Consider the following 17,581-nt stretch of genomic DNA (forward strand, 5'->3'; position numbering starts at 1 on the left):
ATCCGGCATATGCCAGCGGCTGACTGTAGCCCATTTCTATTCGAACAGCCTTGCTGCTGGCGGCGGTTGGTGCAAGTCGCGAGGTGGCGGGCGGCCGGGAATGCGGCGGAGGGCGGCCGTGTTGTACGGGCAGAACGAAAACGAATCCCGTTCCCAAAAGGTCCGGGTTCCGTCATCGTCACCGCGCACGACCGTCCGCGTCCAGGAAGGAACGCCTCATGAAGTCCCGAATCCATCCCGTCTCCCGTCCGGTGGTCTTTCGCGACCGCGCCGCCGGGACCGCCTTCCTCACTCGTTCCACCGCCGACTCCGACCGGCGCGTGACGTGGGAGGACGGCCGGAGCTATCCCGTCATCGACGTGGAGACCTCGTCGGCGAGCCACCCGTTCTACACGGGCACCCGGCAGGTGCTGGACACGGCGGGCCGCATCGAGCGGTTCCACCGCCGCTACGGCACCGAGGCGCCCGCCGCCCGGTGAACGGAGGGCCGTCCGCGCCCCCGGCAGTCGTGCCCTGGATCACAGTCAGGGGCCGGGAGTGCCGGGAACAGGACGCGGTGGTTTATCGTTCACCTATATGTGGATGACGCCCTGAGCGCCCGCACTCAAGCCGCCCCGGCTGGATTCCCCCGATCCGGCCGGGGCTTCCCCTTTCCGGTACGGCCCGGCCCCGCCGAGGCCTCCACCAGCAGCGCCGCCACGGCCGGCGCCGCGGCCGCCACCGCACCGCCCGCCGGCCACCACCGCAAGGTCAGCGCCGCGAGCGCGGCCCCCGCCACCACGGCGGCCAGCCGCCCGGCGGCCCAGCCGTCGTCGCCCCGCCACGCGCCCACCGCGAAGCGGCCGACGAGCGACGTCAGCGTCCCGGTGAAGTAGTTCGTGGGCGTCGCCCGCACCCGGCCCTGGATGCCCATCGCGAGCCCCATGAGCACCAGCAGACCCAGCCGGTCCGCGTCCGACGACGCCTGCCGGGCCGCCCACAGCCCCGCCCCCGCCGCGAGCAGCACCACCTCGGCCAGCAGCATCAGCGGGACCCGCCGCCACATCCGCTCACCCACGAGTGCGGCACCGGCCACCCCGCAGCCGTACGAGACCAGCGCGGCGACCACCCGCAGCGGGACGCCCTCCTCGCCCGCCCCGGCGGCCGAGGCGCCCAGCAGCACCAGATTCCCGGTCATCACGCCGGCGAAGACCTGGCCGACACCGATGAAGACGAACGCGTCCGCCGCCCCGGAGGCCGCCGACAGCAGCACCAGCGCGCCGTGCTCCCGCGCCCTCACTCCAGCCCACGCGCCTGCCGGAACCGGGCCAGGCCCTCGGACAGCTCCACCACGGGCTCCGGATACCCCAGGCGCTCCCGCTCCCCGTCCGGCAGCTTCCACGGCTCGTGCACGGCGGACCCGGACACCGGCGACAGCTCCGGCACCCAGCGACGGACGTACTCCCCGCCCGGGTCGAGCCGCTTGCCCTGCACGACGGGGTTGAGCACCCGGTTGGGGCGGCTGTCGGTGCCGGTGCCCGCCATCCACTGCCAGTTCATCTGGTTGTTGGGGATGTCGCCGTCCACCAGGAGATCCAGGAAGTGGCGTGCTCCGACCCGCCAGTCCACGTACAGCGTCTTGGCCAGGAAGGAAGCGGTGAGCAGCCGGCCCCGGTTGTGCATCCAGCCCTCGTGGCGCAGCTGGCGCATCGCGGCGTCGACCATCGGATAGCCGGTGCGCCCCTGCCGCCACGCCTCGACCTCGTCGGCCGCGTCCGCCTCGGACCGCCACCGGTCGTGCTTGTCGCGGTAGTTCTCGTGCGACGAGGCGGGCCGGGCCGCGAGGACCTGGTAGTGGAACTCCCGCCAGCACAGCTGCCGTACGAACGCCTCGGCCCCCGCGCCACCCGCGTCCCGGCACCGGTGCACCAGCTCCACGGGGGAGAGGGTGCCGAAGTGCAGATGCGGCGAGAGGCGCGAGGTGCCGTCCGCCGCCAGGTCGTCGTGCCGGTCCTCGTACGCGGCGAGCCCGTGCCGCCGCCAGGCCGTGAACGCCTTGCGCCCCGCCTGCTCGCCGCCCTCCGCGAGCCCTTCCGACACACCGGAGACGTCGCCACGGGAAGGCACCTTCTCGGAGTCCGGCCCCTCCGGCACCCGGACCGTGCGCGGCGCGCCGAACACGTCGCGCAGCCGCTCCTGCGACCAGCGCCTGAAGTACGGGGTGAACACGGCGAAGTGGTCCGAGGAGGCGGGCGTCACCGCGCCGGGCGCCACCGCGGTGACCACTCCGTCGTGGACGCGCAGCCGGCGCCCGTCCGCCTCCAGCGCCTCGCGCAGCCGTTCCTCACGTCGGCGGGCGTACGCGCTGACGCCCGCCGCCACGTGCACCTCGTCGGCGCCGGTCTCCGCGGCGACCCGGCACACCTCGCCGGCCGTGTCCCCGGACCGGACGACCAGCCGGCCGCCCCGGTCGCGCAGTCCGGCGTCGAGGTCGCGCAGACAGTCCGCCAGGAACGCGCGCCGGTTCGGGGCGTCGAAACCGGCCGCCCCGATCGCGCTGTCCCGGACGAACAGAGGCACGACCTCGTCGGCCGACGCGAGCGCGGCGCGCAGCGGGGGATGGTCGTGCAGACGCAGGTCGGCGGTGAACAGGACGACCGCAACGGTCATGGCGCAACTCCAGAGGGGGGCGGGGACAGCCATGCTGCCGTTATCCCGCCGCGCCGGAACGCACCGTTCAGGGCGACACCGCCGGTACCGCCCGTTCGGGTGACGTCCGGTTCTCCGCCGCCCGCGCGATGTTGCGCGCCATCCCGCCGAACACGACGGCGTGGAACGGCGAGACGCTCCACCAGTACGCGTGCCCGAGCAGCCCGCGCGGATGGAACAGGGCCCGCTGCCGGTAGCGCGACCGGCCCTCCCCGTCCCGCTCGACGTACATCTCCAGCCAGGCCGGGCCCGGCAGCCGCATCTCCGCGCGCAGCCGCAGCAGGTGCCCCGGCTCGATCTCCTCGACCCGCCAGAAGTCCAGCGAGTCGCCCACCCGGAGCCGGTCCGTGTCGCGCCGTCCGCGCCGCAGGCCGACTCCGCCCACCAGCCGATCGAGCCAGCCGCGTATCGCCCAGGCCAGCGGGAACGAATACCAGCCGTGTTCCCCGCCGATGCCCTCCACCACCCGCCACAGCGCCTCCGGCGACGCGCTCACCTCGCGCTCCCGCTCGTCCGTGTACAGGCTGCCGCCCGCCCAGTCGGGGTCCGTGGGCAGCGGGTCGCTGGGTACGCCCGGCACCGAGGCGGAGGACCACCGGGTGGTGACCCGGGCCTCCCGGATCCGTTGCAGCGCCAGGCGCAGCGCCGTGTCGAAACCGAACGGCTGCCCCGTGCCGTCGGGGACGTAGCCCGCGATGTCGTGCTCCCGGCACACCACCTCGTACCGCAGGGACTCGGCGAGCGGCCGGGCGATCGACGCGGGCACGGGCGTGATGAGCCCGACCCAGTGGCTGGAAAGGCCCGGTGACAGCATCGGCACGGGGAGGATCAGCCGGTGCGGCAGCTCCGCCACCTCCGCGTAACGCTGCATCATGTCCCGGTAGGTGAGGACGTCGGGGCCGCCGATGTCGAACGCCCGGTTCACGTCCCGGGGCATGCGGGCACTGCCCACCAGATAGCGCAGCACATCGCGTACGGCGATCGGCTGGATGCGGGTCGACACCCAGCTCGGCGTCACCATCACCGGCAGCCGTTCCGTGAGATAGCGCAGCATCTCGAAGGACGCGGAACCCGAGCCGATGATGACGGCGGCGCGCAGCGCGGTCGTCGGCACGCCGGAGTCCAGCAGGATGCGCCCGACCTCGGCCCGGGAGCGCAGGTGCGGCGACAGCTCCCGCTCGGGTACGCCCTCCGGGGTGAGACCGCCCAGGTAGACGATGCGGCCGACCCCGGCGGCCCGCGCCTGCACGGCGAAGGCCGTGGCGGCCCGCCGGTCGGTCTCCTCGAAGCCGGCCCCGGTCGTCAGCGCGTGCACCAGGTAGTACGCCACGTCGATGCCGTCCATCGCCGGGGCGAGCGAGGCCGCGTCCGTGACATCGCCCCGTACGGTCTCCACCTCGCCCGCCCAGGGATGGTCGCGCAGCTTCTCCGGGGTACGGGCCAGACACCGCACCCGGTGCCCGGCCGCCAGCAGCTCCGGGACCAGGCGGCCGCCGATGTAGCCGCTGGCACCGGTGACCAGGCAGTTCAGGGGAGCATTGGCATGGTCGCCCGTCATGAGACCTCCGCATCGGGTCCGGATGCGCCGGGCCCCGCACGACCGGCCCGCCGCGACCAGTCTGACGCCGGGACGCCCGCCCCGCACGGCGCGCGGGTGTGGTCCGGCGCTCCCGGGGCATCCGTGGCCCATGGACGCAGCGGCGGCAGGACCCCAGCGCGGCACGGCCCGGCGGAAGGGATGGGGGCGGCTTCTGCTGCGTGTCGCCATCCTCGTCCTGGCCTTCGCGGCCATGATCGCATTCTCGGTGGTGCTGGCGAAGGTGACGCTCACCCCGTCGCCCGCCTCCGAGGAACTCGTGAAGTCGAACCTGCACCCGGGCCGCTCCCTGCGGCAGTACGCCGAGGACTACACGTTCCTCGCGGCGTGCAAGCAGGCCGGGGGCAACCTGGTGCTCGGCATGCCCTTCGGCATCCTGCTGCCCATCCTCGTCCCGCGGCGGCTCCGGATGCTCCGCATGTTCCTCCTGACCGTGGCGGTCATCGTCCTCGTGGAGCTGGTGCAGGGAGCGGTCGTACGGGGCCGGGCCTTCGACGTGGACGACGTCATCCTCAACACGGCGGGGGCCCTCCTGGCCTATCTCCTGGTGGGGCGCCGGCTGAGCCACCGCTACCACGTCCTCGCCGAGGGACCGGAGCGCGCGTCGGCGGACCGCCCCGAGGACGCGCCGCGCACGAAGCCGGAACCTCGCCCGAAGGCCGCTCCCCGGCGCGCCGGGCGGCCCGCGCCGGCCTGGTCCCGGCTGCGCCGCGGCGTCCGTCGCAGGGCGGCGCGCGGCCGGCCCCGGAAGCGCTGACCTGCGGCGGTACGGCTACCCGATCGGCCCGTGGCCGATTGCGGGCCGTGTCCGGGGGACCGACGGTGGAAGGCCACCGGGAGCGCCGCGCACCGGCGCCCGGTGGCCAGGACCGCGGGCCCGGCGCGCGGTCACCGCCGAAGAGGAGCGACATGACCGACGCCCAGTGGAGGCCGGGGCCGCGCGCCCGGGACGCCGACGAGTGCCGGCCCGTGCTGGACGTCGTGGAGCCCGCCCGTCAGCGGCGGCTCACCGTCTTCTTCCGGCTGCTCCTGCTGATCCCGCACTTCGTGGTGCTGTTCTTCCTGGAGATCGCGGCCTTCTTCACCCTCGTGTTCGGCTGGTTCGCCGCTCTCGCGCTCGGCCGGCTGCCCGGCCCCGTCTACCGCTTCCTCGCCCAGGTCCTGGCCTACCGGACCCGGGTCGGCGCGAGCGCCATGCTCCTCGTGGACCGCTACCCGCCCTTCGGCCTGGCCCAGCCGCCGGACCACCCCGTGCGCATCGACGTCCGCCCGACGCGGCTGAACCGGCTCGCCGTGTTCTTCCGGCTGATCCTGGTCGTCCCCGCGGCGATCGTGCAGGGCCTCGCCACCTCCGGCTGGTCGGTCCTCGCCGTCCTCTGGTGGCTCATCACCCTCGTCCTGGGGCGCATGCCACGCCCGCTGTTCGAGGCGACGGCGGCCACCCTGCGCTACGAGATGCGGGTCTCCGCCTACTTCTCCCTGCTCAGCCCGGCCTACCCCAAGGGGCTCTTCGGCGACGACGCCCTCTCCGAACCGCAGGGCCGGCCGCGCTCCGCCACCCGGCCGCTGGTCATGAGCAACGCGGGAAAGGCGCTGGTGGTCCTCTTCCTGGTCCTCGGACTCGTCGGCGGTGCCACGACGTCCGTGTCCCGCTCCGCATCGGACGGCGACGCCTCCGGCACGCGCGCGTAAAACGACTCGTACGAACAGTCGTTCAGGGTGCATGATCGCCCGATGACTTGGACCGCACCCGCAGCCACCCGTACGCCCGGCTCGCTCGTCGCCGCCGAACGGGAGATGCTCACCGGCTATCTCGGCTGGTTCCGCTCGACCCTGCTCCAGAAGTGCGCCGGGCTCACCGGTGAACAGCTCGCCGAACGGACGGTGGAGCCCTCGAATCTGTCCCTGCTGGGGCTCGTACGCCATATGGCGAAGGTCGAACGCACCTGGTTCCGGCAGCGGTTCGCCGGGCAGGACCTGGAGCCGATGTACGACCCGGCCAAGGGCAAGGACGCGGACTTCGAGGACCTGGACCCCGCCACGGCCGCCGAGGACTACGCCCGGCTGGTCGAGGAGTGCCGGCTCGCCGACGGGATCGTCGCCGGTGCCTCGCTGGACGACACCTTCACCCACAACGGGGAGGTGTACTCGCTGCGCCTCGTCCACGTCCACATGATCGGGGAGTACGCGCGCCACATCGGCCACGCCGACCTGGTACGGGAGCGGCTGGACGGGGCCACCGGGGCCTGAGGGGCTGCGCGGGCTCCGGAGACGGCGCAAGGGCGGTCCGCCCCCTGCGTGAACCCGGCGGGCCGGGTCATACGGACCGTATGACCTCCACCGACCCGGCGACAGAACCGTCCACGAAGCCAGGCCCGGCCGACGACGGCCGGCGCCGCCGTCGATGGGGCCGTGCGGCCGCCCTGGGCGCGGCCGCGCTCGCCCTGCTGCTCCTCGGTACCCGCCTCAGCCTGCTCCCCGGCCTGGGCGACATCTTCGGCGAGGAGACCCACGACCGTTCGGGCCCCGCGGTGCTCAAGTCGATCCAGGACATGAGCAGGTACGAGGCGGCGGCCGGCAACTTCCAGGTCGTGGTCGACCTGGAGAAGGACACCAAGTACGTCCCCGACGTGATCCGGGGCAGCCGCACGCTGTACGTCGGCGCCGGCACCGTATCCGCTTACGTCGACCTCGGGCGGGTGACGAGCGGGGGAGTCGTCGTGAACGAGGACCGCACCACCGCCGAACTCCGGCTGCCGCACGCCGTGCTGGGCAAGCCGGCGCTCGACCCCGACCGCTCCTACGCGGTGTCCAAGCAGCGCGGCCTCCTCGACCGGCTCGGCGACTTCTTCTCCGACAACCCCGGCAGTGAGCAGGCCGTCAACAAGTTGGCCGCACGCCACATCGGTGAAGCGGCCGAGGAGAGCGGCCTGGCGCGGCGCGCGGAGAAGAACACGACCGCGATGCTCAAGGGCCTTCTCGGATCCCTGGGCTTCGAGACGGTCACGGTCCGCTACGGCACCGGAGCCACCGGCCGCTCCTGACCGCGACACGACGGCAGGGGCGGATGAGCCCGGCCGCAGAAGTCGTTGAAGCCATGATGAGATGCCGCGGCCGGCGATGTGCCACGGCCGGACAGACCGACGACGGGAATGAACGCATGCCTCTCCAGGGCGAGTACGAGCCGAGCCCCTCCCAGTGGGTTCGCGACCAGGTCGAGCAGTACGAGAGCTCCGGCGGAACGGAAGGGACGACGATGCGCGGCATGCCCGTCATCGTCCTGACGACCGTGGGCGCCAAGTCGGGGAAGATCCGCAAGACGCCCCTCATGCGCGTCGAGCACGACGGCCGGTACGCGGTGGTCGCCTCCCAGGGCGGAGCCCCCACCCACCCCGTCTGGTACCACAACCTCAAGGCCGATCCGCGCGCCGAGCTCCAGGACGGCCCCGAGCGCCGGGACATGACGGCACGTGAGGTCACCGGTGCGGAGAAGGAGCAGTGGTGGGAGCGCGCGGTCGAGGCGTTCCCCGACTACGCCGACTACCAGAAGAAGACGGACCGGCAGATCCCCGTGTTCGTACTGGAGCCGGTGGACGGGAGCCACTGAGGCGCCTCGGGGTAGTGTCCAGCTCGGCCCCCAGGGGGTGGGGCCGAGCGGAAGGATGCGAAACCAGATGACGACAGACAACTCCGACCTCGTCGCCTTCGTCAGGGCGCGCCTCGACGAGGAAGAGGACCTCGCGCGGGCCGCCGGCGGCGAGGGGTGGCGGTGCCCGGCCGAGTCGCCCGGTGAGATCCACGACCGGGGTGGCTCGATCGCCTTCACCCTGCGCACGCACGGCCACGCCTACGACCGGCACATCGTCCGCCAGGACCCGGCCCGGACGCTCCAGCGCATCGAGACCCACCGGGTCCTGCTGGACGAGTACGCCGAGGTCGCCGCGCTCGACGTGGACCGCCCCCAGCGCGACTTCGCGTCCGGCCGGGCCTTCGGCCTGGGGTTCGTGGTCCGGCAGCTGGCCGCCGAGAACGCGGGCCACCCCGACTACCTGGTGAAGTGGCTGCCCCGGTTCACCCAGTAGGTTCACCCGGCAGCAGAAGGGGCCGCCGGCTCAGAGTGCGTTCGTGCCGTGGTCGCCCTTGGTGGTCACCTGGTCGCTCCGCTCCTGGAGCCGGCGGGCCTTGTCCCGAAGGCGCTGCCGCTCCTGCGGGTCCGATGTGCGTTCGGCGGTCTCCCGCATCTCCTCGGCCTTCGCCCGGATGCGCTCGGCCCGGCCGCCGGTCTCGTCCGCAACGCTCATGATCACTCCAGGTTCTCGGTGGAGAGCCGTCCATCCCAGCGAACCAGCGCGCCCGCGCGCCCGCATCTCGGAACCCGGGCCGCCGCGCCGGTGTCCGAATGTGACAGGGAACCGTCATTGCGGCCACCCGCGCGGTTGACGACGATGGACCCATGTCCAGCGCACACCGCGTCGTCATCGCGGTCTTCCCCGGCGTCGACCTGCTCGACGTCTCCGGCCCCGCCGAGGTCTTCGCCCTGGCCAACAGGGTGTCCGAGGGCCACGACCGCTACGAGGTCCGGCTCGCCGGGCCCGGGGCGGGCGAGGTCCGGACCTCGGCAGGGGTGCGGCTGCTGACCGACCTCACCTTCGGCGAGGTGGGCCGGGAGGTCGACACCCTGCTGGTGCCCGGTGCCGTCGACATCACCGACGACGGCCCCGTCGCCCGGATCGACGCGGACATCGTGGCCTGGGTGAAGGAGACCGCCCCGCACGCCCGCCGGGTGGCGTCCGTGTGCGTCGGCGCGCATCTGCTCGCCGCCGCCGGGCTGCTGGACGGCAAGACGGCGACCACCCATTGGTCGACCGCCGCCCAGCTCGCCGCCGCGCACCCGGAGGTCACGGTGGACGCGGACCCGATCTTCGTCCGCGCCGACCGGGGGCGGGTGTGGACCGGCGCCGGCATCAGCGCCTGCCTGGACCTCGCGCTCGCCCTGGTGGCCGAGGACCTGGGCGAGGACGCCGCGCTCGCCGTGGCACGCCAGCTGGTGATGTACCTCAAGCGGCAGGGCGGGCAGAGCCAGTTCTCCGTGCCCCTGAGCAGGCCGGCGGCCTCCCGGCGCGAGATCGACGTGCTGCGGCTGTGGATCGCGGACCACCTCGACCAGGACCTGTCCGCACCGGTGCTCGCGGCGCGGATGTGCCTGAGCGAGCGCCACTTCGCCCGGGTCTTCAAACAGGAGACCGGAGTCTCCCCGGCCGCCTACGTCGAGTCCGCCCGCGTCGAGGCGGCCCGCCGCCTCCTGGAGACGACCGACGACCCGCTCGACCGGGTGGCGTCCGCCGCCGGGCTCGGGTCGGCGGAGACCCTGCACCGTGTGTTCCGGCGGCAGATCGCCACCACACCGGCCGCCTACCGCCGCCGCTTCCGCACCCACGCGGCCTGACCGCTCCGGACACCCCGGAACCCCGACCCCCGCACCGGGCACGACGGACGGCTCCGCCCTGCCCGCACACCCTGAGAAAGGCATCCACCATGACCACGATCCAGCCCTCCGTCACGCTCCGCGAGGTCTCCGGCCTGGACGCCCGGCTGCCCCGGCTGAGCGAATCCGTACTGATCCTCATCGACGTCCAGAACACCTACCGCACCGGCGTCATGGCGCTGGAGGGAGCCGAGGAGGCCGTCGCGGCCTGCGCCAGGCTGCTGGACCGGGCCAGGGCCGCGGGCACCCCGGTGATCCATGTCATCCATGACGGCGGCGAGGGCTCCCCGTACGACATCCGCGAACACATCGGCGCCCTCAGCGACGAAGTGGCGCCCCGGGAGGGGGAGGCGGTGGTCGTCAAGCAGTTCCCGAACTCCTTCCACCGCACGGAGCTGGAGAAGACCCTCACCGCCCTGGGCGCGGAGCCCGGCAGCGGCAAGGACCTGGTGCTCGCCGGGTTCATGGCCCACATGTGCGTCACCCACACCGCGCAGGGCGCGTTCAACCTCGGCTACCGGCCCGCTGTCGTCGCCGAGGCCACGGCCACCCGGAGTCTGCCCGCGCCCGACGGCACGGCCGTCCCGGCCGCCGCCCTCAAGACGGCCGCCCTCACCGCCGTGGCCGACCTCTTCGCCCCCGTCGCCCCGACGGTGGACGACCTCCCGGCCTGACCGCGCCCGCCCTTCGGGGCGGAGGGGTCAGCGCTCGACCGACGTGGTCGTGAAGCGGTCGCCGCAGACGCGGATCTGCGGGTCCCGCAGGGTCAGGGCCTCCTTGGAGCCCGGCGGGTACACCCGCAGGTAGTCGCCCTGCTTCCAGCAGCCGCCGTCCGCGATGCCCTGGTTCAGCGTGTGCAGGACGACGTGCGCCGTCTTCCCGGGAGCCAGCACCGTCGCCCCGTGCGAGGCGCCGTCGCGCTCGGCCGGTGCGCCGATGACGGCGCCGTCGCGCTGGATCAGGGACACGCCGGGGAAGCCGTTCAGGGAGCAGGAGTGCCCGGACTTGTTCACGAACGTGAGCTCGTAGTAGACCTGCCCGGCGCCCCCGTCGCCCCGCTTCACGCTCATGCCCAGGCCCTCGGCCGTGCACCGGCCGGGACCGGCGGCGTCCGCCCCGGACGGCGCCCCGGAAGCACTGGGCGCGGCCGGGGAGGACGGTGGCGTCGCGGGGGCCGAGGAGGCCGGGGCGGGCGGCTGCGGCGAGGTCTCGGCGGGCCCCGTCGTTCCGGCGTGGGCCGCGGCCGAGGCCGCCCCGTCCGATCCGGAGCCGTCGTCGTTGCAGCCCGCAGCGACGAGGGCGAACGACATCATCGCGACGGGCACGAGCAGGCGTCGGCGGATCGTACGCGCTCTCCCGGCCGACTCGCGCCCTCGCGGACGGGGCGCGTGTGCGCGCGGTGCGGGGGTGGCGGTGGTGCGAGGAAGTGAGCCCATAACGGACGCGTGCTCGATTTTCTGTCGGTCCAACCTGATGATCTGGCAAAAATTCGCCCGGACACTCCTTGGGCGGCCCCGGGCCGCGTCACTCCGGATCCGGCCGGACGACCGGCAGTCCCGCCGTCTCCGCCGCCTCGGCCAGCACCTCGCGGAGCATCGCCGGGGTGAGGCGCCCGGTGAAGACGTTGCGCTGGCTGACGTGGTAGCAGCCGAACACCGTCAGCGGGTCGCCCGCCCCGTCGGCCGGCTCCAGCGTCGTACGGGCACCGTGGCCGAACACCGGCCTCGGCCGGGGCACCCGCCGCCCGGCCCGCTCCAGGGCGGCCAGGGTCGCCTGCCAGCCGAAGCCGCCGAGCACGACGACCGAGCGCACCGTGGGCCGCAGCAACTGGAGCTCGCGGGCCAGCCACGGCCGGCACGTGTCCCGCTCGCCCGGCGTGGGGCGGTTGGCCGGCGGCGCGCAGTGCACGGGGGACGTCACCCTGACCCCGAACAGTTCGAGCCCGTCGGCCAGGTCCGTCACCGTGGGCCGGGAGGCCAGGCCCAGCTCGTACAGCGTGGCGTACAGCAGGTCACCCGCCCGGTCGCCGGTGAACATCCTGCCGGTCCGGTTCCCGCCGTGCGCGGCGGGCGCCAGACCCGTGACGGCCAGCGAGGCGTCGGGCGGCCCGAAACCGGGTACGGGGCGGGCCCAGTACTCCCAGTCGCGGAACGCGGGGCGTTTGATCCGGGCGGTTTCCTCGCGCCACTCCACGAGGCGCGGACAGGCCCGGCACCCGACCAGTCGCCCGTCCAGCTCGGCCAGCGTGCGGGAGCGGGCGGCGGCCCGTACGGGGTAGTCCTCGGCGGTGCACATCGATCGACCCGCTTCCACGTTCCTGTTCCCGCCCGGTGGCGTGCTCACCGAAAGGAGCGTACCCAGGGCGAAAGGGACCATGGCCGCGAAACGGCCCCGCCCGCGACGACAGACGAAAGGAAGCGCCATGAAGGATTTCGCCGTCGGGGACCACGTGCGATGGAACTCCGAAGCGGGTCACGTCGAAGGCGTCATCACCGGGAAGCACACCAGCGACGTCGAGTTCAAGGGCCGCACCCGGCGCTGCAGCAAGGAGGAACCGCAGTACGAGATCAAGAGCGACAAGACCGGCCACCTCGCCATGCACAAGGGCAGCGCGCTCAAGAAGACCTGACGGGCGGGACGGTGAACAGGATCTGCACGGTCGGCCACTCGAACAGGGAGTTCGGTGAACTGGTGGAGCTGCTGCGCCGGAACGACGTCACCCTGCTGGCCGACGTGCGCTCGTACCCGTCGTCCCGGAAGCTCCCGCAGTGGAACCAGCGGAACATCATCGACTCCCTGCCGCCCGGCATCGGATACCGGTGGCTCCCGAAGCTGGGCGGGCGCCGCCACACCCCGAAGGGCGTCCCGACCGAGAACGGCGCCTGGCGGGTCAAGGCGTTCCGCGACTACGCCGACTACATGGCGACGGACGCCTTCCGGGAAGGGCTCGCCGAACTGCTGGAACTCGCCGAGGACACCCGGCCCGCGATCATGTGCAGCGAGGCCGTGCCGTGGCGCTGCCACCGCAGACTCATCACCGACGCGCTGATCGTCGCGGGCGCCGAGGTCGTGGACATCCTGTCGCCCACCTCGACGCGGCCCGCGGTCCTCAACAAGGACGCGCGGGTCCGCGACGGCCGGCTGACCTACCCGCCCCACGACTGAGCCGCCTCCCCGGCCCCGCCGTGCCCGGGCCAGGGACGCAGCTTCTCCGGGTTGCGCACCGCCCAGATGCGGTGCACCCGGTCCCCCGCGAGACCGAACGCGGCCACCGTCACCGTGACCCCGGCGTGCTGGGCGACCAGGCCGGGCCGCCCGTTCACCGTGCGTTCGAGCAGGAGGAGCTCCGGCACCCTGTCCGCGAAGTGGACCAGGTACTGGGCGACCCGCTCGGCGCCCTCGACCGGGCGCAGGGCCGCCCCGGCCAGACCGCCCCCGTCGGTGATCATCGCCGCCTCCGGGTCGAGGAGACCGATGAGCGCCCCGATGTCCTTGGCCTCCCACGCGTCCTTGAACTCCCGCACCAGGGCCGCCTGCCCGGCCGCGGGGGCCGCCTCGGCGCGCGCGTCCCGGAGGCGCCGGCGGGCCGAAGCGGCGAGCTGCCGGCACGCCGGGGCGCTCCGGCCGACGATGTCCGCCACCTCCGCGAAGGGGTACCGGAACACGTCGTGCAGGATGAACGTCACCCGCTCGGCCGGGGTCATGGACTCCAGCACCACCAGGAAGGCCATGTTCACGGACTCGTCCAGGGTGACCCGGTCCGCGGGGTCCGCCGGCTCGTCGCCGCCGCCGTCGGCGCGCCCGCCGACCCACTCGGAGCGGTCCGGCAACGGCTCCGGTATCCACTCGCCGACGTAACGCTCCCGCCTGACCCGCGCCGAGCCCAGCACGTCGAGGCAGACCCGGCTGGCCACCGTCGTCAGCCACGCCCCGGGCGACGCGATGGCGTCCCGCTGCTCCGGCGCCATGGCGTACCAGCGGGCGTACGTCTCCTGTACGGCGTCCTCCGCCTCGGCGACCGAGCCGAGCATCCGGTAGGCGAGGTTCGTCAACTGGCGGCGCTCACCGATGACGGCGCCGAGGTCCGGCTCGGAAGGTGTGCTCATGTACGTGACCGCCCCTGGTCGTCGTGTCCGTTTCCGCTGCTGACGGTCCGACGGAACAGCGGGCCCGAATGTGAGGCGGACAGGGGTCTCGCATCCCGTGGGTCCACGTCGTCGGACCGCTGAGACAGTACCCAACCACTGCCGCGAGGCAGAGGAGAGGACCGCGCCGTGGCCCGCGCCGAGCGGGACCGCGCCCGTACGGGCGGCGGGCTTGGGCCGGTCCTGGTGTGGCGGCCGGGGGAGGGCCGGACGCCCTTGATTCCCCCGATGGGGGGTACGCGCCGGGGACCCCACGAAAGGACGACGCGTGTCCCCGCCCTGCAAGAACATCTTCGTACTCGGTCTGGACGAGGCGAATCTGCCGTCCCTGAACGCCGTTCCCGACGCCGGCACCTACCGGTTCCACCCCCTGCTGACCATCGAGGAGCTCCAGGGGGGTGAGGTGTCGGTCGCCGCCCTGATGGACCGGGCCCGCGCGGTGCTCGACGCTCACGAGGGCTCCGTCGACGCCATCGTCGGCTACTGGGACTTCCCCGTCAGCACGCTCGTGCCGATGCTCGGCCGCGAGTACGGCACCCGCACCACCAGCCTCGAATCCGTCGTCAAGTGCGAGCACAAGTACTGGAGCAGGCTGGAACAGAAGAAGGCCACCGACGCCCTGCCCGGCTTCGGACGGGTCGACCTCGACAGCGACGACCCGCAGCCGCCCGAAGGCGTCGGATTCCCCATGTGGCTCAAGCCCGCCCTCGCCTACTCCTCGGAACTCGCCTACGGCGTCGAGGACATGGCCGGGTTCCGGGCCGCCGTGGAGTCCATACGCAAGGGCATCGGCCGGGTCGGCAAACCCTTCGACGAGGTGCTGGAACTCGTCGATCTGCCGCCGGAGATGGAGGGGATCGGCGGACAGGTCTGCCTCGCCGAGGAAGCCATGACCGGCATCCAGGTCGCCGTCGAGGGCTACGCGAACGACGGCGAGGTCACCGTCTACGGGGTGCTCGACTCCATCAACTACCCCGGCTCCCCGTGCTTCCTGCGCCACCAGTACCCGAGCACCCTGCCCCCGGACGTCGTCCACCAGCTCCACGAGGTCAGCGAGCGGACCATCCGCCGGATCGGCATGGACGCGGCGACGTTCAGCATCGAGTACTTCTACGATCCGAAGACCGGCCGGGTCCGTCTGCTGGAGATCAACCCGCGCCACTCCCAGTCCCACGCGGAGCTGTTCCACTACGTCGACGGCGTACCCAACCACCACCGGATGATCCGCCTCGCCCTCGGCGAGGACCCCGTGGTGCGCGGCGGCGAAGGCCCGTACCGGATGGCCGCCAAGTGGTACTACCGCTGGTTCGGCGAGGGAACGGTCCGCGAGGTCCCCACCCCGGAACGGATCGCGGCCATCGAGCGCGGGATACCGGGCGTACGCATCGACATGGTGCCGTCCGAGGGCCAGAAGCTCTCCACCGTCCCCCAGCAGGACAGCTACAGCTACGAGATCGCCCACATCTTCACCGGAGCGGACGACGAGGAGGGTCTGCGGCGCAAGTTCGACCAGTGCGTCGCCGCGCTCGGCCTCACCTTCGAGGACACCGCACCGGGCGGCCGTGACGTCAAGGCGTCGTGAACCGGGCCGCGAAGAGGAAGGAGCAGAACACAGGTATGCGACACGTCGACCGACTGCCGTACGAGGTCAGCCAGGAGGACCACGTCACCATCACCATGTCGGACGGGGTCCGGCTGTCGGCGAGGATCTGGCGCCCCACCACCTCCGACCGCCAACCGGTTCCGGCGATCCTGGAGGCCGTCCCGTACCGCAAGAACGACCTGACCTCCACCCGCGACGCGATCCACCACCCCTACATCGCGGGCCACGGCTACGCCTGCGTACGCGTCGACCTGCGGGGCACCGGCGAGTCCGAGGGCGTCCTTCTGGACGAATACCTGGAACGCGAGCAGCGCGACGCCGAGGAGGTCCTCGCCTGGCTGGCGGACCAGCCCTGGTGCGACGGGAGGACCGGCATGATGGGCATCTCCTGGGGCGGGGTCGCCGCGCTCCAGGTCGCCGCCCGCCGCCCGCCGAGCCTCGGCGCCATCGTCATCGCGTCCTTCACGGACGACCGGTACGCGGACGACATGCACTACGTCGGCGGCGCGATGCTCTCCGACAACCTGGCCGAGGCGGGCACCATGTTCGCCTACTCCACCTGCCCGCCCGACCCCGCCGCCGTCGGTGACCGGTGGCGGGACATGTGGCACGAACGGCTGGACGCCGCACGCCCCTGGGTCGTCGAATGGCTGCGCCACCAGGAACGCGACGACTACTGGCGGCACGCCTCGCTCAGCGAGGACTACCAGGCGCTGCGCTGCCCCGTACTCGCGTCCAGCGGCTGGGCCGACGGCTACTCCAACGCCGTCACCCGGCTCCTGAGCCGTGTCGACGTCCCGCGCAAGGGGCTCATCGGCCCCTGGTCGCACAAGCTGCCCCACCTCGGGGAGCCCGGACCGGCCATCGGCTACCTCCAGGAGGTCGTGCGGTGGTGGGACCACTGGCTCAAGGGCGTCGAGAACGGCGTCATGGACGGGCCCATGATCCGCGCCTGGATGCAGGAGAGCGTGCCCCCCTCCACCTCCTACCAGGAGCGCCCCGGCCGCTGGGTGGGGGAGCCGAGCTGGCCGTCCCCGCACATCGAGGAGGTGCCCCACCCCCTCCGGGACCACCGCATCGTCCGCGGCGACGAGGACCCGGGGGCCGGGGCGGAGGAGCGCGTCCACACCGTGCAGTCACCGCTGTCCGTGGGCCAGTTCGCCGGCAAGTGGGCTTCGTACAACGCCCCGCCGGACCTGCCCTACGACCAGCGCGAGGAGGACGGCGGCTCACTGGTCTTCGAGACCGCGCCGCTGTCCGAACGCGTCGAGATCCTGGGCGCGCCCTCGGTGGACCTGCTCGTCTCCTCGTCCCGGGAGACCGGGCAGGTGGCGGTGCGGCTCTCCGACGTGGCCCCCGACGGGCGGGCGACCCGGGTCACCTACGGCGTGCTCAACCTCGCCCACCGCTCCGGTGCGGACCGGCCCGAACCGCTGGAGCCCGGCGAGGCATACCCCGTGCGGGTGCCGCTCAACGGGGTCGCCCAGGTCTTCCCGGCGGGCCACCGCATCCGCCTCTCGCTCTCCACCTCGTACTGGCCGCTGGTCTGGCCCGCCGCCGCACCCGCCTGCCTGAGCGTGTACGAGAGCGGCAGCCGCCTCACGCTGCCCGTCCGCCCGGCCGAGGCACCGGACGGGATGCCCGAGGTGCCCTTCGGCGAGCCGGAGGGGTGCGCGCCGCCCGAGGTCACCCAGCTCACCGAACCCGAGCAGGCGTGGACCGTGTCCAGGAATCTGGTCGACTACCACTCCGTGCTGGACATCGTGAAGGACCGGGGGCTCCAGCGGTTCGAGGAGAACGGCATCGAGGTGGGGCTGCGGGCCTGCGAGAGGTACACCTCCGTCGCGGACGACCTCGGCTCGGTTGGCGGCGAGTCCGCCTGGACCATGCGCTTCCGGCGCACCGGCTGGGACGTCCGTGTGGAGACCCGCACCATGCTGACCTCGGACGACAGCGCGTTCCACGTGGACGCCACGCTCGACGGCTACGAGGACGGCCGGCGGGTCTTCTCGCGCACCTGGAACGAGAGCGTGCCGAGGTCGGGCCTCTGAGCCCGTGACGCC

The 17,581-nt window shown here is 72.9% G+C and carries 20 protein-coding genes; 13 read left to right on the forward strand and 7 right to left on the reverse strand.

Going from position 1 to position 17,581, the window contains the following annotated elements; all coding sequences use genetic code 11:
* The first annotated feature begins 218 nt into the window (after nucleotides 1-218).
* Nucleotides 219-479 carry a type B 50S ribosomal protein L31 gene (locus ACN6LM_RS07120; protein WP_161210646.1) on the forward strand — a complete coding sequence of 87 codons (261 nt, stop codon included), beginning with the start codon at nucleotides 219-221 and terminating at the stop codon, nucleotides 477-479.
* A 125-nt stretch (nucleotides 480-604) separates the two neighbouring features.
* Here the strand turns inward: ACN6LM_RS07120 and ACN6LM_RS07125 are convergent, their stop codons facing one another.
* The 3 genes from ACN6LM_RS07125 to ACN6LM_RS07135 form a co-directional block, all read right to left on the reverse strand.
* Nucleotides 605-1,252, reverse strand: coding sequence for a YoaK family protein (locus ACN6LM_RS07125; protein WP_445064447.1), 648 nt, complete (start codon nucleotides 1,250-1,252; stop codon nucleotides 605-607).
* A 23-nt stretch (nucleotides 1,253-1,275) separates the two neighbouring features.
* Entirely contained in the window at nucleotides 1,276-2,649 is a 1,374-nt protein-coding gene (locus ACN6LM_RS07130) for a cryptochrome/photolyase family protein (RefSeq protein WP_445064410.1), read from the reverse strand.
* Between the two features lie 67 nt (nucleotides 2,650-2,716).
* Nucleotides 2,717-4,246, reverse strand: coding sequence for an SDR family oxidoreductase (locus ACN6LM_RS07135; RefSeq protein ID WP_445064411.1), 1,530 nt, complete (start codon nucleotides 4,244-4,246; stop codon nucleotides 2,717-2,719).
* A 130-nt stretch (nucleotides 4,247-4,376) separates the two neighbouring features.
* Here ACN6LM_RS07135 and ACN6LM_RS07140 point away from each other — a divergent pair, with 130 nt between their 5' ends.
* The 6 genes from ACN6LM_RS07140 (at nucleotide 4,377) to ACN6LM_RS07165 (ending at nucleotide 8,367) form a co-directional block, all read left to right on the forward strand.
* Complete coding sequence (locus tag ACN6LM_RS07140; protein ID WP_445064412.1) at nucleotides 4,377-5,042, forward strand: VanZ family protein; 666 nt, start codon at nucleotides 4,377-4,379, stop codon at nucleotides 5,040-5,042.
* Nucleotides 5,043-5,194: 152 nt separating this feature from the next.
* Nucleotides 5,195-5,977 carry a DUF4389 domain-containing protein gene (locus tag ACN6LM_RS07145; protein WP_445064413.1) on the forward strand — a complete coding sequence of 261 codons (783 nt, stop codon included), beginning with the start codon at nucleotides 5,195-5,197 and terminating at the stop codon, nucleotides 5,975-5,977.
* A 42-nt stretch (nucleotides 5,978-6,019) separates the two neighbouring features.
* Complete coding sequence (locus ACN6LM_RS07150; RefSeq protein WP_445064414.1) at nucleotides 6,020-6,535, forward strand: DinB family protein; 516 nt, start codon at nucleotides 6,020-6,022, stop codon at nucleotides 6,533-6,535.
* A gap of 80 nt (nucleotides 6,536-6,615) precedes the next feature.
* Nucleotides 6,616-7,329 carry a DUF4230 domain-containing protein gene (locus ACN6LM_RS07155; RefSeq protein ID WP_445064415.1) on the forward strand — a complete coding sequence of 238 codons (714 nt, stop codon included), beginning with the start codon at nucleotides 6,616-6,618 and terminating at the stop codon, nucleotides 7,327-7,329.
* 116 nt (nucleotides 7,330-7,445) lie between these two features.
* Nucleotides 7,446-7,892: a nitroreductase family deazaflavin-dependent oxidoreductase gene (locus tag ACN6LM_RS07160; protein ID WP_164404654.1), complete on the forward strand. Its 447-nt coding sequence runs from the start codon at nucleotides 7,446-7,448 to the stop codon at nucleotides 7,890-7,892.
* Nucleotides 7,893-7,959: 67 nt separating this feature from the next.
* Entirely contained in the window at nucleotides 7,960-8,367 is a 408-nt protein-coding gene (locus tag ACN6LM_RS07165; RefSeq protein ID WP_445064416.1) for a DUF6221 family protein, read from the forward strand.
* A 30-nt stretch (nucleotides 8,368-8,397) separates the two neighbouring features.
* Here the strand turns inward: ACN6LM_RS07165 and ACN6LM_RS07170 are convergent, their stop codons facing one another.
* On the reverse strand, nucleotides 8,398-8,586 hold the full coding sequence (locus ACN6LM_RS07170; RefSeq protein ID WP_365677449.1) for a DUF6381 family protein: 189 nt from the start codon (nucleotides 8,584-8,586) through the stop codon (nucleotides 8,398-8,400).
* A gap of 152 nt (nucleotides 8,587-8,738) precedes the next feature.
* On the opposite strand from ACN6LM_RS07170, the gene ACN6LM_RS07175 reads away from it, so the two are divergent.
* Together ACN6LM_RS07175 and ACN6LM_RS07180 are read left to right on the forward strand one after the other, a co-directional pair.
* Complete coding sequence (locus tag ACN6LM_RS07175) at nucleotides 8,739-9,731, forward strand: GlxA family transcriptional regulator (RefSeq protein ID WP_445064417.1); 993 nt, start codon at nucleotides 8,739-8,741, stop codon at nucleotides 9,729-9,731.
* 89 nt (nucleotides 9,732-9,820) lie between these two features.
* Complete coding sequence (locus ACN6LM_RS07180; protein ID WP_445064418.1) at nucleotides 9,821-10,444, forward strand: cysteine hydrolase family protein; 624 nt, start codon at nucleotides 9,821-9,823, stop codon at nucleotides 10,442-10,444.
* Nucleotides 10,445-10,471: 27 nt separating this feature from the next.
* Here ACN6LM_RS07180 and ACN6LM_RS07185 read toward each other — a convergent pair whose 3' ends face one another.
* Together ACN6LM_RS07185 and ACN6LM_RS07190 are read right to left on the reverse strand one after the other, a co-directional pair.
* The gene (locus ACN6LM_RS07185; protein ID WP_445064419.1) at nucleotides 10,472-11,095 is read right to left on the reverse strand and encodes a DUF4232 domain-containing protein; all 624 of its coding nucleotides are present in this window, start codon (nucleotides 11,093-11,095) and stop codon (nucleotides 10,472-10,474) included.
* Nucleotides 11,096-11,294: 199 nt separating this feature from the next.
* The gene (locus tag ACN6LM_RS07190) at nucleotides 11,295-12,065 is read right to left on the reverse strand and encodes a uracil-DNA glycosylase (RefSeq protein WP_445064448.1); all 771 of its coding nucleotides are present in this window, start codon (nucleotides 12,063-12,065) and stop codon (nucleotides 11,295-11,297) included.
* A 127-nt stretch (nucleotides 12,066-12,192) separates the two neighbouring features.
* Between ACN6LM_RS07190 and ACN6LM_RS07195 the strand changes: the two genes are divergently transcribed.
* Nucleotides 12,193-12,399 (forward strand): hypervirulence associated TUDOR domain-containing protein, encoded by a 207-nt coding sequence (locus ACN6LM_RS07195; RefSeq protein ID WP_383300453.1) that lies wholly within the window; start codon nucleotides 12,193-12,195, stop codon nucleotides 12,397-12,399.
* A gap of 11 nt (nucleotides 12,400-12,410) precedes the next feature.
* Complete coding sequence (locus ACN6LM_RS07200) at nucleotides 12,411-12,935, forward strand: DUF488 domain-containing protein (RefSeq protein ID WP_445064420.1); 525 nt, start codon at nucleotides 12,411-12,413, stop codon at nucleotides 12,933-12,935.
* On the opposite strand, the gene sigJ is transcribed toward ACN6LM_RS07200, so the two are convergent.
* Complete coding sequence (gene sigJ / locus ACN6LM_RS07205; RefSeq protein ID WP_445064421.1) at nucleotides 12,917-13,876, reverse strand: RNA polymerase sigma factor SigJ; 960 nt, start codon at nucleotides 13,874-13,876, stop codon at nucleotides 12,917-12,919. The genes ACN6LM_RS07200 and sigJ overlap by 19 nt on opposite strands.
* Nucleotides 13,877-14,183: 307 nt before the next feature.
* Here sigJ and ACN6LM_RS07210 point away from each other — a divergent pair, with 307 nt between their 5' ends.
* Both ACN6LM_RS07210 and ACN6LM_RS07215 read left to right on the forward strand, forming a co-directional pair.
* Complete coding sequence (locus tag ACN6LM_RS07210; RefSeq protein WP_445064422.1) at nucleotides 14,184-15,497, forward strand: ATP-grasp domain-containing protein; 1,314 nt, start codon at nucleotides 14,184-14,186, stop codon at nucleotides 15,495-15,497.
* 35 nt (nucleotides 15,498-15,532) lie between these two features.
* A complete protein-coding gene (locus ACN6LM_RS07215) occupies nucleotides 15,533-17,569 on the forward strand; it encodes a CocE/NonD family hydrolase (RefSeq protein ID WP_445064423.1) in 2,037 nt (678 codons plus the stop codon).
* The last annotated feature ends 12 nt before the right edge of the window (nucleotides 17,570-17,581 follow it).

This window comes from Streptomyces sp. SAS_281 (genome assembly GCF_052542855.1).